The following is a 15,358-nucleotide window of genomic DNA, read 5'->3' as shown; positions in this document are numbered from 1 at the left end:
GGGGGATGCCGCGCGCGAAGCCGGTCACACCGGGCGCGCGAGAGGACACACTGCCCCGGGCGGTGCACGGGACGACGAGGAACCACACCACGCAGCGACGGGGGAGCACGTGAGCGATCGGATCGGCATCGCCGTCATCGGCGCCGGCTACTGGGGGCCCAACCTGGTGCGCAACGCCCAGGCCACCCCGGCGATGCGGCTGGAGTACCTCTGCGACCTCGACGTCGCGCGGGCCCGCCAGGTGCTCGGCGACTACAGCACCGTGCGGGCCACGCCGGACCTCGACGAGGTGCTGTCCGACCCCGCGGTGGACGCCGTGGCGGTCGCGACCCCCGCCGGGACCCACCTGGGCATCGCGATGGCGGCGCTGGCCGCCGGCAAGCACGTCCTGGTCGAGAAGCCGCTGGCGGCCACGTACGCCGACGGCGCGAAGCTCGTGCAGACCGCCGAGGACGCCGGGCTGGTCCTCATGCTCGACCACACCTACTGCTACACCCCGGCGGTCAGCCACCTGCGCGAGCTGCTGCACGGCGGCGAGCTCGGCACCCTCCAGTACCTGGACTCGGTGCGGATCAACCTCGGCCTGGTCCAGGCCGACGTCGACGTCATCTGGGACCTCGCCCCGCACGACCTGTCCATCCTCGACTCGCTGCTGCCCGAGGGCGTCGTCCCGGTCAGCGTCGCCGCGCGGGGGTCGGACCCGCTGGACTGCGGGCAGGTCTGCGTCGCGCACCTGGCGATCGAGCTGTCCAACGGCGCCCTCGCACACGTGCACGTGAACTGGCTGTCGCCCACGAAGATCCGCACGTTCATCGTCGGCGGCTCCCGGCGCACCGTCGTCTGGGACGACCTCAACCCGGCCCAGCGGCTGGCGGTCTACGACCGCAGCGTCGAGACCCGCGACCCGAGCACGCTCGGCGTCGAGGCCCGCAACCAGACGCGGGTCTCCTACCGGATCGGCGACATGGTCGCGCCGGCGCTGCAGGAGCGCGAGGCCCTGCGCGTGATGATGGGCGAGTTCGCCGCCGCGATCACCGAGCGCCGGCCGCCGCTCACCGACGGGCGGGCCGGGCTGCGGGTGCTGCGCCTGCTCGAGGCGGCCAGCCAGAGCCTGCGCGAGCACGGGCGCGCGGTGCCCGTGGAGCCGCCGCGGTGACCCTGCGGCACGACCGGATCCACCTCCCGGCCCCCGCGCGCCCGGCCCCGCCGGCCGCGTCGCAGGGCCGCCCCGACGAGGAGCAGCACGCATGACCGCCCTGACACCGCCCGTGACCGGCCTGCCTCCCATCCCGGTGATGCGGCCCTGGCTCGGGGACGAGGAGGCGGCGGCCGCCGCGGAGGCCGTCGCGTCGGGCTGGGTGGCCCAGGGCCCCCGGGTGCGCGCCTTCGAGGAGGAGTTCGCCCGGCGGGTCCAGGTGGCCGAGGGCGTGGCGGTCAGCAACTGCACCACCGGCCTGCACCTCGCGCTGCACCTGCTCGGGGTGGGGCGCGGCGACGAGGTCGTCGTCCCCTCGTTCTCCTTCATCGCCACCGCCAACGCCGCCCGGTACGTCGGGGCCGACCCGGTGTTCGCCGACGTCGACCCGGTCACCGGCAACCTCACCGCGGAGACGGTCGAGGCGGTCCTCACCCCGCGCACCCGCGCGGTGGTCGTCGTCCACCAGGCCGGCGTCCCGGCCGACACGGAGGCGGTCCACCGGCTGCTCGACCCGCTCGGCATCCCGGTCGTCGAGGACGCCGCCTGCGCGATCGGCAGCACCCTCTACGGCCGGCCGGTCGGCGCCGACGTGGACCTGGGCGCCTTCTCCTTCCACCCCCGCAAGGTGGTGACGACGGGCGAGGGCGGCATGCTCGTGACGCGGCGCCCGGAGTGGGCGGCACGCGCCCGCCGGCTGCGCGAGCACGGGATGAGCGTGAGCGCCGCCGAGCGGCACGCCGGCGGGATCGTCGCGCCCGAGCAGTACCTCGAGCCGGGCTTCAACTTCCGCATGACCGACGTCCAGGCGGCGATCGGGCTGGTGCAGCTGACCCGCCTCCCGGCGATGGTGGCCCGCCGGCGGGAGCTGGCTGCCCGGTACCAGGCGCTGCTGGCCGACGTCCCGGGCCTGCGCACCGTCACCGACCCGCCCTGGGGCCGGACCAACTACCAGTCGTTCTGGATCGTGCTGCCCGAGGGCGCACCGACCACGCGCGACGCCCTGCTCGAGACCCTGTCCCGCGCCGGGATCACCTGCCGGCGCGGGATCATGGCCGCCCACCTCGAGCCCGCCTACGCGGACCGGCCGCGGGTGAGCCTCCCGGTCACCGAGCACCTGACCGCGCAGAGCCTGATCCTGCCGCTGTTCCACCAGATGACCGAGGTCGACCAGGACCGCGTGGTCGCGGTGCTGCGCGACGTGCTGCTGCGGTGAGCGGCGCTCCGCGGCCGCTGGTGGTGCTCGGCTCCGGGGGCTTCGCCCGGGAGACCGTCCAGCTGCTGCTCGCGCACCCGGCCAGCGGCCCCGGCGGGGAGAGCTACACCCCCACCTGCGTGCTCGACGACGACCCGCGCTGGCACGGCACCGCCGTCGGCGGGGTGCCGGTCACCGGGCCGACCGACGACGCCGCCGCCCACGTCGCGCGCGGTGCCGCGGTGGTCGCCTGCGTCGGCAACCCCGGCGCCCCGGACTCCCGGCGCCGGCTGGTGGCGCGGCTCGGCCTCCCCGACGAGGCGTGGGCCACGGTCGTCCACCCGCTGGCCAGCGTCTCCCTCGACAGCGTCGTCGGCCCGGGCAGCGTCCTGCACGCCGGCGTCGTGCTCACCGCCGCCGTCCGGCTCGGCCGGCACGCCGTGGTCATGCCGCACGTCGTCCTGACCCACGAGGACGAGGTCGGCGACGCGGTCACCTTCGGCGCCGGGGTCCGGCTGGCCGGCGGGGTCACCGTCGGGGAGGCCGCCTACCTCGGTTCCGGGGCGCTCGTCCGCGAGGGACGGCGCATCGGCGCCGGCGCGGTCGTCGGCATGGGTGCCGTCGTGGTCCGCGACGTCCCACCCGGTGAGGTCTGGGCCGGCAACCCCGCCCGCCCGCTCCCCAGCTCTGCTGTCCACCCCCACCTCGAGGAGGCTGTCCCGTGACCACCGTCGCCCCGGCAGCGGCCGTGCCGCTCGTCGACCTCGGCATCCAGCGCGACCGGATCGCCGGGGAGGTCGCCGAGGGCTTCGCCCGCGTCCTGGCCGCCACCGCCTTCATCGGCGGTCCCGACGTCGCCGCGTTCGAGGAGGAGTTCGCCTCGTACACCGGCCGCGCGCACTGCGTCGGCGTCGGCAACGGCACCGACGCGCTGGAGTTCGCGCTCCGCGCCGTCGGCGTCGGCGAGGGCGACGCCGTCGCGCTGCCGGCCAACACCTTCGTCGCCACCGCCGAGGCGGTGCTGCGCGCGGGTGCGCGGCCGGTGCCGGTCGACGTCGACGACGAGCACCTGCTCCTCGACCCGGACGCGCTCGAGCAGGTCGCCGCCCGCTGCCGCGCCGTGGTGCCGGTGCACCTGTTCGGGCAGATGGCCCCCATGGCCCGGGTGCGGGAGGTCGCCGAGCGCCACGGCCTGCTCGTGGTCGAGGACGCCGCGCAGTCGCAGGGCGCCACCCACCAGGGGGTGCCGATGGGCGGGTGGGGCCACGCCGCGGGCACCAGCTTCTACCCGGGCAAGAACCTCGGGGCGTTCGGCGACGCCGGCGCGGTGACCACCGACGACCCCGAGGTGGCCCGTGCCGTGCGGCTGCTGGCCAACCACGGCAGCGAGGTCAAGTACCAGCACCCGGTGCTGGGCTTCAACTCCCGCCTGGACACCCTGCAGGCCGTCGTCCTGCGCGCCAAGCTGCGCCGGCTGACCGAGTGGAACGCCGAGCGGGTGGAGGCGGCCGAGCGCTACGCCGAGCTGCTGTCCGACGTCCCGGGCGTGCGGGTGCCCCGGGTCGCCCCGGGCAACGAGCACGTCTGGCACCTCTACGTGGTGCGGGTGGCCGACCGCGACGCCGTCCTCGCCGAGCTCAACGCGGCCGGCGTCGGGGCCGGGATCCACTACCCGGTGCCGGTGGCCCGCACCGGCGCCCTCGCCGGCGCCGGGGTCCGTCCCGAGGACTTCCCGGTCACCGAGCGGGCGGCCGGCGAGATCCTCTCCCTGCCGCTGTACCCGGGCATCACCGCCGACCAGCAGCTGCGCGTCGCCGAGACCCTGGCGGCCGCGGTCGCCGCGCGCCGTGGCTGACCGGGAGCCCCCGGCCGGGGTGCGGGTGCACCCGCTGGGCCTGTGCGAGAGCGACGACGTCGGGCCGGGCACCCGGGTGTGGGCGTGGGCGCACGTGCTGCCCGGCGCCCGCGTCGGCGCCGACTGCAACATCTGCGACCACGCATTCGTTGAGGGCGGCGCGCGGCTCGGCGACCGGGTCACCGTGAAGAACGCGGTGCTCGTCTTCGACGGCGTCGAGGTGGGCGACGACGTCTTCCTCGGCCCGAACGTCGTGTTCACCAACGACCTGCGGCCGCGGGCGCACGTCAAGAAGGGCCCGGAGGCGCTGCTGCCCACGATCGTGGAGGACGGCGTCACCCTCGGCGCCGGCACCGTCGTCGTCTGCGGGACCCGGATCGGCCGGCACGCCTTCGCCGCCGCCGGGTCGGTGGTCACGCGGGACGTGCCGGCGCACGCCTTCGTCGCCGGCAACCCGGCCCGCCGGCGCGGGTGGGTCTGCTCCTGCGGCGAGCGGCTGCCCGAGGACCTGACCTGCACCGCCTGCGGGCGCCCCCACGTCCTCGCCGCGGGGGAGCTCCGTGAGGTCGTCGCGACGGGAGCGGCGGGATGAGGCTGCTCGTGCACCCGCACCTCATGGAGATCGGCGGCAGCCAGCTCACCGCCGTCGAGCTGGCCGCCCGGGCGCAGGCCGACGGCCACGAGGTGCTGGTGTTCGCCCCCGACGGCGTGCTCGTCGACCGGGTGCGGGAGCTGGGCCTGGAGTACCACCGCGCCCCGGTCGAGAACTCCTGGCCGTCGGTGCGGACGATGAACGAGCTATGCCGCCTGGTGCGGGACCGGCGCATCGACCTGGTGCACGGCTACGAGTGGGGGCCGGCCCTGGACCTCGCCTACGGCCCGCACCTGCGGCTGGGCGTGCCGATGGTGGTCACCGTCCTGTCGATGTACGTCTCCCGCGTGCTGCCACGGCACTTCCCGCTGGTCGTCGGCACCCGCGAGCTCGCCGACGAGGCGCGCACGCGGCACCGGGAGGTGCACCTCATCGAGCCGCCGATCGACACCGACCTCAACGCCCCCGGCCCCGACCGGGCGGGCGCCCGCCGGCGGTTCGGCGTCGCCGACGACGAGGTGCTGCTGGCCGTCGTCTGCCGGATGAGCGCGGACCTGGACAAGGCGGCCGGCGTCCTGGAGGCGATCACGGCCGTCGGCCGGTTGTCCCGGCGCCGGCGCGTGCGGCTGCTCGTCGTCGGCGAGGGCCCGGCCGCGGGCGACGTCGAGAGCCGCGCCGCGGAGGTCAACGCCGCCGCGGCCGACGCCGGTGCCGACCGGCCGCCGGTGGTCGTGGCCGGCGGGCTGGTCGACCCGCGGCCGGCCTACGACGCCGCGGACGTGGTGCTCGGCATGGGCAGCTCCGCGATGAAGGGGATGGCCTTCGGCAAGCCGCTGGTGGTGCAGGGCAGCAACGGGTACTGGCGGCTGCTCACCCCGGAGACCGTGCCGGAGTTCCTCGAGCAGGGCTGGTACGGCCACGGGCAGGGCGACGGCGCGGCGCTGCTCGAGCGGGTCCTCGACGACCTGCTCGACGACCCCGCACAGCTGGTGCCGCTCGGCGCCCTGGGACGCCGACTGGTCACCGACCGGTTCTCCCTGACCGCCGCCGCGGCCCGCCAGGAGGAGGTCTACCGCGGCGCCCTCGCGCGGCGGCTCACCCGCGCCGAGGTCGCGCGGCGGCTGGCCCGGCCCGCGGTGCGGCTGGCGAAGTTCCAGGCGGTGGAGGCCTCGCCGCGCCTGCAGGGCTGGGCCGACCGCCGAGAGGCGGTGCGCGTGGCGGCAGGAGCGGGCCGGTGACCACCGCCCCGGCCGACGGCGCCCCCGCCCTCGAGGGCCAGGTCCGCCGCGGCGTGGCGTGGGGGACGCTCAACAGCCTCGTGCTGCGCGCCGGGAACCTGCTCATCGGCATCGTCGTCGCGCGGCTGCTGTCCCCGGAGGCCTTCGGTGTCTTCGCGGTGGCGCTGACCGTGCAGACGGTGCTGGTCACCCTCGCCGACCTCGGCATGGCCCCCGACCTGGTGCGCGCCGAGGACCCCGACCGCCGCGCCCCCACGGTCGCCACGATCAGCCTGGCCAGCTCGGTCCTGCTCGCCGGGCTCATGGCGGCCACGGCGGTGCCGGTGGCCACCGCGCTGGGCAGCGCCGCGGCCGCGCCGGTGATCGTCGTGCTGGCCTGCACGCTGGTCATCAGCGGCGCCGGCGTGGTGCCCGGCGCCCGGCTGGTGCGCGAGTTCCAGCAGTCGAAGGCGTTCGTCTGCGACCTGTCCAACTTCGGCGTCAGCACCGTCGTCACGATCGGCCTGATCCTCATGGGCATGGGCCCGATGGCCCTGGCCTGGTCGCGGCTGGCCGGCCAGTTCGTGGGCACGACGCTGCAGTTCGTCCTCACCCGCACCCGGTTCCGGCTGGGCTTCGACCGCGACGTCGCCGGGAGCGCGCTGCGCTTCGGTGCCCCGCTGGCGGCGGCGAACCTGCTGTCCTGGGCGCTGCTCAGCGTCGACAACGTGGTGGTGGCGCGGACGTCGGGCGAGGTCGCGCTCGGCTTCTACGTGCTGGCGTTCAACGTCTCGTCCTGGCCGATGACCGTGATCGGGCAGGCCATCCGGACGGTGACCCTGCCCGCGTTCGCCCGGCGGCAGGACGACGACGGGGCGGCGCTCGGGCGTGCCGTCGGGCTCTCCGCCGCGGTCGCGGGCCTGGCGGGCGCGATGCTCGTCGTCCTCGCGGTGCCGGTGGTCGTGTCCCTCTACGGCGCGCGCTGGACGCCGTCCGCGGACGCGCTCGCCGGGCTGGCCGCCTTCGGTGCGCTGCGGGTGGTCCTCGACGTCCTGGCCACCTTCCTGGTCGCCCGCGGCGCCGCCCGCCCGGTCCTGCTGGTCCAGGTGTGGTGGATCGTGACGCTGGTGCCGGCCATGGTGCTCGGCGTGCGGTGGGGCGGGCTCGCCGGCGCCGGCTGGGCGCACGTCGTGGTCGGCGTGCTGCTGGTGGCGCCGGTCTACCTGGTCGCCGTCCGCGCGGCCGGCGGGCGGGTGTCGACGGTACTGGGCAACGTCTGGCCGCCGCTGCTGGCCGCCGTGCCCGCCGGGGCCGTGGCCTGGCTGGTGAGCGGCCAGTTCTCGTCGTCGTGGCTGGCGCTGGCCGCCGGCGGCCTCTGCGGGACCGCCGTCTACGCGCTGCTGGTCTTCCGGTGGGTGCGCCGGCACGCCGCGCGCTCCACCGCGGACGACGGCGCGCCGGTCCCGGACGCCGCGGCCGTCGCCGGGGAGTCGCCGGCGCGGGCCTGACCGACGACGGCCGGGCCCGGGGGAGCACCCCGGGCCCGGCCGGTCCGGGTCAGGAACGCCGGGCGGCGACGAACTCGGTCAGGCTGCCCAGGGTCTCGAAGACGTCGCCGGTCAGCTCGGTGTCGTCGACCTCGAGGCCGAACCGGTCCTCCAGTGCCGCGACCAGCTCGACGACGGCCATGGAGTCCAGCTCCGGCAGGCTGCCGAACAGCTCGGTGTCGGCGGTCAGCGAGCCGGCGCGGTCCTCGATGCCCAGGGTCTGGACCAGGACCTCGCGGACCTCGGCGAGGTCGGTGGACGTGTCGTTCATCGGTCTCCTTCTCGTGGGACGAACCCGGGGGACGGGCTAGACGAGCACCTCGGCCGCCGCGGGGTGGCCGAGGAAGGCGGTGGGGCTGGCGGTGAGGCCGTAGGCGCCGGCCTGGAAGACGACGACGAGGTCACCGACGCCGGTGCGCTCCGGGATCGACACGTCGTCGCCGAGCAGGTCCAGCGGCGTGCACAGGCAGCCGACGACGGTGGCCGTGCCGAGCGCCTCGTCGTCCATCCGGTTGCCGACGGCCAGCGGGTAGTTGCGCCGGATCACCTGGCCGAAGTTCCCGGAGGCGGCCAGCTGGTGGTGCATCCCGCCGTCGACGACGTGGTACCGCTTCCCGCGGGACTCCTTGGTGTCGACCACGCGGGTCACGTACACGCCGCACTCGCCGACGATGAACCGGCCGAGCTCCACGACGGTGCGCGCCTCCGGCAGGTGCTCGCGGACCGGGCCGTCGAGCAGCTCGTGCAGGTTGGCGCCGATCGCGGCGAGGTCCAGCGCCCGGTCCTTGGGGAAGTACGGGATGCCGAAGCCGCCGCCCAGGTTGAGGTACCGGACCGGGGTCGGCACCGACTCGGCCAGGCGGAGGACGAGCTCGACGGTCCGGCGCTGGGTCTCGCACAGGATGTCGGCGTTGAGGTTCTGCGACCCCCCGAAGACGTGGAAGCCCAGCAGGTCGACGTCGCGGTCGGCGAGCTCCTTGACCAGCAGCGGCACCATCTCGGCGTCGACGCCGAACTGCTGCGGGCCCCCGCCCATCCGCATGCCCGAGCCCTTGACCGCGAAGTCGGGGTTGACCCGGATCGCGGCCCGCGGCCGGATGCCCAGCCGCTCCCCGGCGGCCAGCAGCCGCTGCGCCTCGCCGGCCGACTCCATCTCCACGGTGACCCCGGCGGCCACCGCCTGGGCCAGCTCGGCGTCGGTCTTGCCCGGCCCCGCGAAGCTCACGTGCGACGGGGGGACCGGCGTGTCGAGCGCGGTGCGCATCTCCAGGGCCGAGGCCACGTCGAGGGAGTCGACGAGCCCGGCCAGGTGCTGCACCACGGCCGGCATCGGGTTGGCCTTCACCGCGTAGCTCAACTGCAGCGCGGGCGGGAGGGTCGCGCGCAGCAGCGCCACCCGCTCGGTCAGCAGCCGGCGGTCGTAGGCGAAGAACGGGGTGCTGCCGACCCGCTCGGCCAGCCGGCTGACCGGGATGCCGCCGACCGCCAGCTCGCCGTCGACCGTGCCGAAGGACCGGATGGTGTCCAGGCCGCTCACGCCGTGACCTCCTCGCGCAGCAGGGCGCGGTCGAACTTGCCGTTGGGGGAGCGGGGCAGCTCGTCGCGGACGACGATCCGGCGCGGGACCATGTACAGCGGCAGCTCGCGCTTGAGGGCGCTCATCAGCCCCTGCCCCTCGTCCTGCATGCCGGGGACGAGGCTGACCACGAGGACCACCGCCTGGCCCAGCGTCGCGTCGTCCACGCCGAGGGCCACCGCGTCGCGGACGAGGCCGGTGCCGTACGCGACCTCCTCGATCTCCGTGGGGCTCACCCGGTAGCCCGACGTCTTGATCATCTCGTCCTTGCGGCCGACGAAGTAGAGGAAGCCCTCCTCGTCGCGGACCACGGCGTCGCCGGAGAAGACGGCGAGCTCGGGCGCGGCCAGCCCGGGCGCCCCGCCCGGCAGCGGGCGGAAGCGGGCGGCGGTGCGCTCGGGGTCGTTCCAGTAGCCGAGCGCCACGAGCGCGCCGCGGTGCACCAGCTCGCCCTCCTCGCCGGGGGCGCACTCGGTCCCGTCGGGCCGCAGCACGAGGATCTCCGCGTTGGGGATGGCCTTGCCGATCGAGTCGGGACGCCGGTCCACCTCGGCGGGGTCGAGGTAGGTGGAGCGGAACGCCTCGGTCAGCCCGTACATGAGGAAGGGCCGCGCCGCGGGGAACAGCGCCCGCAGCCGGTCGAGGGTGGCCCGCGGCATGCGGCCGCCGGTGTTGGCGAAGTAGCGCAGCCGCCGCCCCGCCTCCTCCGGCCACTCCTGCGCGGCGATCTGGATCCACAGCGGCGGCACGCAGGTCAGCCCGGTGACCCCGTGCCGGACGCAGGCCCGGACGACGTCCTGCGGCATCAGGTAGTTGAGCAGCACGACGTGGGCGCCGACGCGGAAGGCGGTCGTCAGCTGGCTGAAACCGGCGTCGAAGCTCAGCGGCAGCGCGGACAGGACGACGTCGTCGGCGGTGTTGCCGAGGTACTCGCTGACGCTCGCGGCCCCGACGAGCAGGTTGCGGTGGCTGAGCACCACGCCCTTGGGCCGCCCGGTGCTCCCGGACGTGTAGAGGACGGCGGCCACGTCGACGTCGACGGTCGGCCCCTCGGGGACGGCCGCCGGCGCGTCCGCCAGCAGCTCGTCCCAGGTGCCGACGGCGTGCGGCAGCCCATCGGCGTCCGCGGTGCCGCCCACGAGGACGACGTGCTCCAGGTCGCCGGTGGCGGCCAGCTCCCCGCGCAGCTGCTCGTAGCGCTGCGGCGTCGTGACCAGCACGCGGGCGCCGCTGTCGGCGAGGATGTGCCCCACCTGCCGGGCCCGCAGGAGCGGGTTGACCGGGACCAGCGCGCCCGCGGCCACCGAGGTGCCGAACAGGGCGGCCACGGTCTCCGGGCGCTTGTCGAGGTAGACCGCCACCCGGTCGCCCCGCCGGACGCCCAGCCGGCGCAGCCCGGCCCCGGCCGTCTCGACCAGGGACCACAGGGCCGCGTAGTCCAGGGTCGTGTCCCCGGCGCTGAGGGCCGGCGAGGACCCGTGCGACCGGGCCGAGTCCCGGACCAGGTGGTGCAGCCGCGTGGGCGTCGGTGCGGTGCTGGTGCTCATCGTGCCCTCCTCACCAGGGGACGCAGGTCAGTTCGCTGTACAGGTAGTCGATGCGCTCGGGGTCCGAGCGCAGGCCGCGGGTCATCTTGCGGCGGTTGGTGCCGACCCGGACCGACGGGAACGGCCGGGTGCCCACCGTCCGGAGCTCGGCCAGCAGGACCAGCACCCGGTGGCGGACCAGCAGGTGCCGGGCGAACACCCGGATCCCGGACCGGAACAGGTCGAGGTCCCCGACGTACAGCAGGGAGGCGAACAGGGGCAGCCCCTTGCGCCGGTCGCGCCGGAACACGACGTAGCAGTGCCGGTCGCCGCGCGAGAGGACGACGTGGTGGGCGGCGGCCGCCTCGGCGTGGTGCTTGTAGAGCTCGAGGTCGGTCCCGCTGAGGACCTCGGCCACCGCGGCGCCGGTGCGCACCTGCCACCGCCCCGGGACGCTCGGGTGGGGCAGGCAGGGGACCAGGGCGGTGGCGGTGTCCAGGTGGGTGAACCCCAGCCGCTCGTTGAGCGGCACGACGTTGCCGCTGGGGGACAGGTCGAGGAAGGCGTAGCCGTCCTGGGCGAGGATCGCCTTGAGCAGGCGGATGCCCTGGAAGCGGTACCTCTCCTCCACGCACCACGCCCCGAGGTTGCAGATGCGCTCGGTCGAGCCGTCCAGCGTGCGCTCGGAGTAGAAGGCGAGGTGAGCGCCGACGACCTCGCCGTCGGCGTCGAGGAAGAACCCGTGGTTGGGCGACTCGACGGGCCAGGTCGGCAGCGCCACGCGCGCCCACTGCCCGGGACTGAGCGAGGAGTTCATCGACCGGTGCAGGAACTCCCCCACCCGGGGCAGGTCGGCCGCCTGGATGGGGCGCACCGTGACCGTCATCGGACCTCCAGCGTGTCGGACGGGGCCGGGCGAGCGCCGGCACGGCGGGGACGGGGGACGACGCTGTGCGGGCCCGGGGGCCGGCGCAGGCCGCGCAGGTCCAGCAGGGCGCGCACCGCGGCCCGGTTGGGCGGCCGGCGCAGCGGCAGGCGGGAGGCCTCGCGCAGCAGCAGGGCCGCCCAGAAGGCGGCGGCCGGCACCCGGCCGTGGCGGCGGCGGTGGAGCCGCACCCGGTTGGTCACCACCAGCGGCCAGAGGGCGGCGGAGGTGCTCGAGCCGCCCTCGAGGTGGACCGCGTGCGCCTCGGGGGTGAAGCGGGTGACGAAGCCCCGGTCCCGGGCGCGCAGCGCGAACTCGGTCTCCTCCGAGTAGAGGAAGAAGGACTCGTCCCACGGGCCGGTGGCGCGGAGGCAGTCGCTGCTGATCAGCAGGGTGGAGCCCTCGGCCCAGTCGGTGACGCCCGGGCGGCGGTAGGGGGCCTCGGCGGTGACCGACTCGCCGAGCCGGCCGATCCGCCCCGCCCGCGTCGCGCCCAGCACGGCGTCGGCGAGGACCCGGTGCACCGCGGGCTCGCGGCGCAGCGAGTCGATGCGCCGTCCGTCGCCGTCGACGAGCAGCGGGACCGCGATGCCGGTGCCCGGCTGCCGGAGCGCGCGGACCAGCGCCGGCACGCAGCCCGGCTGCAGCCGGACGTCGGGGTTGAGCACCAGCACGCAGGTGTGCGGCGGGGCGGCGGCGATCCCGGCGTTGATCCCGGCCGCGTAGCCACCGTTGCGGCCGGTGGCGACGACGGTGGCGTCGGGCCGGAGGCGGGAGGCGACGGCGACGCTGTCGTCGCTGGAGGCGTTGTCCACGACGACGAGGTGCCAGGGCAGGTCCCCGAGCCCGGCCGGCAGCGAGGCGACCAGGTCGGCCAGCAGCGGCGCGCTGTTGTAGGTCACCACCACGACCGCCACGGACTCCCGGTCCCCGCTCACGCGCCGGCCCCCACCGGCTCGGGCGTCCGGTGCCGGCCCGCGGCGGGTGCCGGTGCCGGCCGCGGCCGGCTCCCGACCGGGACCGCGGCCACGACGAGGCCGGCGAACAGCGCCAGCAGTGCGACGCCGGCGGCCCCGGCGGCGGGGTGCACCGGCACCAGGGCCACCACCGGGCGCTGGACGTCGACGACGGTGACCGTGCCCGCGGAGGCGGGGTCCCGCCCCGGCTGCAGCCGGCGCAGCTCGTCGTCGACCTCCTGGACCAGCAGGTCCACGGTGTGCGTGGCCTCCTCCGGGGTAGCCGCCACCATGCCGACCCGCATGACGTCGCCGAAGCCGAGCACGTCGGTGTGCGGGCCCAGGCTGCCGGTGCCGATCGCGACGGTGTACTCGCCGGCCCCCGCCGCGGCCAGCCGGGTGCGGACCTGCGTGCTGTCGAGGCCGAACCGCAGCAGGTCGGTGACGCCGTCGGTGTCCACCCGCGCGTAGTAGATGTTCTGGCCCGGCTCCGGGGGCACGGCGATCGCCAGGGACGCCTCCGCGCTCCACGCCGGCTGGGCCGCGCGGACGGCGAGCAGGCCGACGGCACCCACGACCGCGGCCACGCCCAGCGCGACGAGCGTCTGCCACCGCCCGCGGGCCGGCCGCGGCGCGGGCGCCGGCCGGCCCAGGCGCCAGGTGGCGCCGACGGCACCGACGACCACGCTGAACACCCCCATGCACATCGGGAAGCTGAACCCGTCGAAGGTCGCGAACAGCAGCAGCGCCGCCACCAGCGCGGCGCCCAGGCTCAGCGGCAGCAGGTGGTCGGCCGCCGGCGGCCGGTGCGAGCCGCCGGCCTCTGCCGCACGGCGCAGGGCGACGGCGTGGGTGAGCGACAGCACCGCCGGTCCGGCGATGAGCAGGACGAGGGCGACCAGGCCGACGACGCCGGCCTCGATGAGCGTGCCCAGGTACTGGTTGTCGAGGATCCGGTAGATGCTCGGCAGGAAGGTGAACAGCCCCCGGCCGGAGACGGGCGACTCCGAGACGAAGTCGGCGACCGCGCCGTAGTCGGCGGTCCGGCCGGCGATGCTGATGTCCTGCTCGCCCGCGGTGAACAGGCTGCTGATCGTGCCGAGGAGCCCGGGGACCAGCGCCCGGACCACCACGCCGAGCGCGGCCACCGCGACCAGCAGCCACACGCGCTGCGGTCCGCGGGTCATGAGGAAGGCGAAGGCCAGCGCCACGCCGAGCCCGAGCATCCCCGAGCGGGCGACGGTGAGCGGCAGCGCGCCCGCGATCAGCAGCACCGGCAGCCAGGCCGTGACCGACCGCCCGCGGCGCAGCGCCTGGGCGAAGGCGAGCGGCAGCAGCATCGACATGACCGCGGCGTACTCGATCGAGTGCAGGGCGGTGCCGCTGACCCGGTTGAACCCCGACCGCTCGTAGAGCCCGCCGAGGTCGGTGTTCTGGGTCAGCCCCGGCACGTGCAGCACCGGGACGACGTCGATGCCGGTGAGGAACTGCAGCCCGCCGAGCAGGCCCAGCCCGGCGCCGAGCCAGACGAGCACGCGCAGGAACCGCTCGAGCCGCTCCCGCGTCCGCAGCCCGTCCATCACGGTGAGCGCGATCCCGATCCACGACGCGACCGCGATCAGCCCGCGCCACAGCGCGGTGAACTCCAGCTCGACCATCGGCCGCAGGCCCGCGGCGACGACCGAACCCGCGATCGACGCCGCGAACAGCAGGAGCAGCCAGTGCACGGGGGTGGGGCGCTCGGCGGCGGCCCCGGTGAGGCGGCGCAGCACCCACAGGCCCAGGGCGACGACGCCGACGATCGCCGCGGGCGTCCCCGGGGCGCCCAGCGGCCCGACGATGTAGACCGACGGGATCCCGACCAGGAGCACCGCGTAGAGGACGAGCACGGCCAGCGAGTCCGCCCTGCCGCCGGCCTCGGGGCCGGAGGCGGTCGTCCGGGAGGCGGCCGGGACCGCCGCGGACGCCCCGCGGGCGGTCAGCGTGCCGGTGCCGCCCCCCGGACGGTCACCGGCCATCGACCGACGAGATGCGTGCGAGACCCCTCGCCCGGGTCTCCCCGGTGTCGGGGACCGGCGGCAGCTGGCCCCGGTCCCCGCTGACACGCCGGGTGGGACCGGTGTTCAGGCCCGTCCCCCCGTCGTGTGCCGCGGAGGCCGGGGCGAGTCGAGCCTCGCGGAGCCGGCGCCTCCGCTCCAGCACGCCGACGACGAGGAACAGCAGCAGCACCGCGGCGCCGGTGGCGGCGATCGCGTTGCGCAGGGGACCGGCGGAGCTGGGCACCGCCTGCGGGTCCTGGGTGAACGAGTGCAGGGTGACCCACGTGTTCTCGGGGGCCTCGCTCTCCCGCTGCAGGGCCTCCAGCTCGGCGCCCAGCTCGTCACCGAGCGCGGCCAGCACCCGGTCGACCGCCTGCGCGTCGGGCCCGGTGACGCTGGTCTGCACCACCGGGGCGCCGACCGCGGCGTCGAGGACCGCGGTGTAGGTCACGCCGGGCTCGGCGGCGGTCAGCTGCTCCACCGTCTCGCTGTCGCTGACCTTCGCGGCCAGCACGGAGGCGGTGATGGTGACGCCGTTGCCGAGGAAGAGCAGCGGGTTGCTCTCACCCGACTCGGTCTGCACCGGCGTGAGCAGCAGGTAGCTCGCCGTCCGGGTGTAGTCGGGCTCGCCGCGCTGGTACACGAAGGCGCCGGCGCCGAGCGCCAGCAGCAGGCCCGGGACGATCACCCACTTCCAGCGCACCACCATCCGGAAGAACTCGCCGATGCTCACGC

The 15,358-nt window shown here is 75.9% G+C and carries 14 protein-coding genes; 7 read left to right on the top strand and 7 right to left on the bottom strand.

Going from position 1 to position 15,358, the window contains the following annotated elements; all coding sequences use genetic code 11:
- Nucleotides 1-109 precede the first annotated feature (109 nt).
- The 7 genes from ACI798_RS19920 to ACI798_RS19890 all read left to right on the top strand — a co-directional run bounded on the left by ACI798_RS19920 (nucleotide 110) and on the right by ACI798_RS19890 (nucleotide 7,562).
- Nucleotides 110-1,156 (top strand): Gfo/Idh/MocA family protein, encoded by a 1,047-nt coding sequence (locus ACI798_RS19920; RefSeq protein ID WP_456943052.1) that lies wholly within the window; start codon nucleotides 110-112, stop codon nucleotides 1,154-1,156.
- Between the two features lie 91 nt (nucleotides 1,157-1,247).
- Nucleotides 1,248-2,411 (top strand): DegT/DnrJ/EryC1/StrS family aminotransferase, encoded by a 1,164-nt coding sequence (locus ACI798_RS19915; protein ID WP_457048748.1) that lies wholly within the window; start codon nucleotides 1,248-1,250, stop codon nucleotides 2,409-2,411.
- The gene (locus ACI798_RS19910; protein ID WP_457048747.1) at nucleotides 2,408-3,115 is read left to right on the top strand and encodes a NeuD/PglB/VioB family sugar acetyltransferase; all 708 of its coding nucleotides are present in this window, start codon (nucleotides 2,408-2,410) and stop codon (nucleotides 3,113-3,115) included. Before ACI798_RS19915 ends, ACI798_RS19910 begins: the two co-directional genes overlap by 4 nt.
- Entirely contained in the window at nucleotides 3,112-4,245 is a 1,134-nt protein-coding gene (locus ACI798_RS19905; protein ID WP_456943049.1) for a DegT/DnrJ/EryC1/StrS family aminotransferase, read from the top strand. Before ACI798_RS19910 ends, ACI798_RS19905 begins: the two co-directional genes overlap by 4 nt.
- The gene (locus ACI798_RS19900) at nucleotides 4,238-4,837 is read left to right on the top strand and encodes an acyltransferase (protein WP_456943048.1); all 600 of its coding nucleotides are present in this window, start codon (nucleotides 4,238-4,240) and stop codon (nucleotides 4,835-4,837) included. The genes ACI798_RS19905 and ACI798_RS19900 overlap by 8 nt, the downstream gene beginning before the upstream one ends.
- A complete protein-coding gene (locus tag ACI798_RS19895) occupies nucleotides 4,834-6,075 on the top strand; it encodes a glycosyltransferase (protein ID WP_456943047.1) in 1,242 nt (413 codons plus the stop codon). The genes ACI798_RS19900 and ACI798_RS19895 overlap by 4 nt, the downstream gene beginning before the upstream one ends.
- Nucleotides 6,072-7,562, top strand: a complete 1,491-nt coding sequence (locus tag ACI798_RS19890; protein WP_456943046.1) for an oligosaccharide flippase family protein — start codon at nucleotides 6,072-6,074, stop codon at nucleotides 7,560-7,562. The genes ACI798_RS19895 and ACI798_RS19890 overlap by 4 nt, the downstream gene beginning before the upstream one ends.
- 49 nt (nucleotides 7,563-7,611) lie before the next feature.
- Here ACI798_RS19890 and ACI798_RS19885 read toward each other — a convergent pair whose 3' ends face one another.
- The 7 genes from ACI798_RS19885 to ACI798_RS19855 are packed head-to-tail and all read right to left on the bottom strand — an operon-like array spanning nucleotide 7,612 to nucleotide 15,356.
- Nucleotides 7,612-7,872 (bottom strand): acyl carrier protein, encoded by a 261-nt coding sequence (locus ACI798_RS19885; protein ID WP_456943045.1) that lies wholly within the window; start codon nucleotides 7,870-7,872, stop codon nucleotides 7,612-7,614.
- Nucleotides 7,873-7,908: 36 nt separating this feature from the next.
- Complete coding sequence (locus ACI798_RS19880) at nucleotides 7,909-9,138, bottom strand: pyridoxal-dependent decarboxylase, exosortase A system-associated (protein WP_456943044.1); 1,230 nt, start codon at nucleotides 9,136-9,138, stop codon at nucleotides 7,909-7,911.
- Nucleotides 9,135-10,724, bottom strand: a complete 1,590-nt coding sequence (locus ACI798_RS19875; protein ID WP_456943043.1) for an acyl-CoA ligase (AMP-forming), exosortase A system-associated — start codon at nucleotides 10,722-10,724, stop codon at nucleotides 9,135-9,137. The genes ACI798_RS19880 and ACI798_RS19875 overlap by 4 nt, the downstream gene beginning before the upstream one ends.
- A 10-nt stretch (nucleotides 10,725-10,734) precedes the next feature.
- Nucleotides 10,735-11,589, bottom strand: coding sequence for a hypothetical protein (locus ACI798_RS19870; protein ID WP_457048746.1), 855 nt, complete (start codon nucleotides 11,587-11,589; stop codon nucleotides 10,735-10,737).
- Nucleotides 11,586-12,566, bottom strand: coding sequence for a glycosyltransferase family 2 protein (locus ACI798_RS19865; RefSeq protein ID WP_457048745.1), 981 nt, complete (start codon nucleotides 12,564-12,566; stop codon nucleotides 11,586-11,588). The genes ACI798_RS19870 and ACI798_RS19865 overlap by 4 nt, the downstream gene beginning before the upstream one ends.
- On the bottom strand, nucleotides 12,563-14,602 hold the full coding sequence (locus ACI798_RS19860) for an O-antigen ligase family protein (RefSeq protein ID WP_457048744.1): 2,040 nt from the start codon (nucleotides 14,600-14,602) through the stop codon (nucleotides 12,563-12,565). Before ACI798_RS19860 ends, ACI798_RS19865 begins: the two co-directional genes overlap by 4 nt.
- On the bottom strand, nucleotides 14,592-15,356 hold the full coding sequence (locus ACI798_RS19855) for a hypothetical protein (protein ID WP_456943039.1): 765 nt from the start codon (nucleotides 15,354-15,356) through the stop codon (nucleotides 14,592-14,594). Before ACI798_RS19855 ends, ACI798_RS19860 begins: the two co-directional genes overlap by 11 nt.
- Nucleotides 15,357-15,358: the final 2 nt, after the last annotated feature.

It is taken from the genome of Geodermatophilus sp. SYSU D01045 (assembly GCF_054050295.1).
Note: the sequence above shows the minus strand (reverse complement) of the source record. Positions and strands in the feature narration are given on the sequence as shown.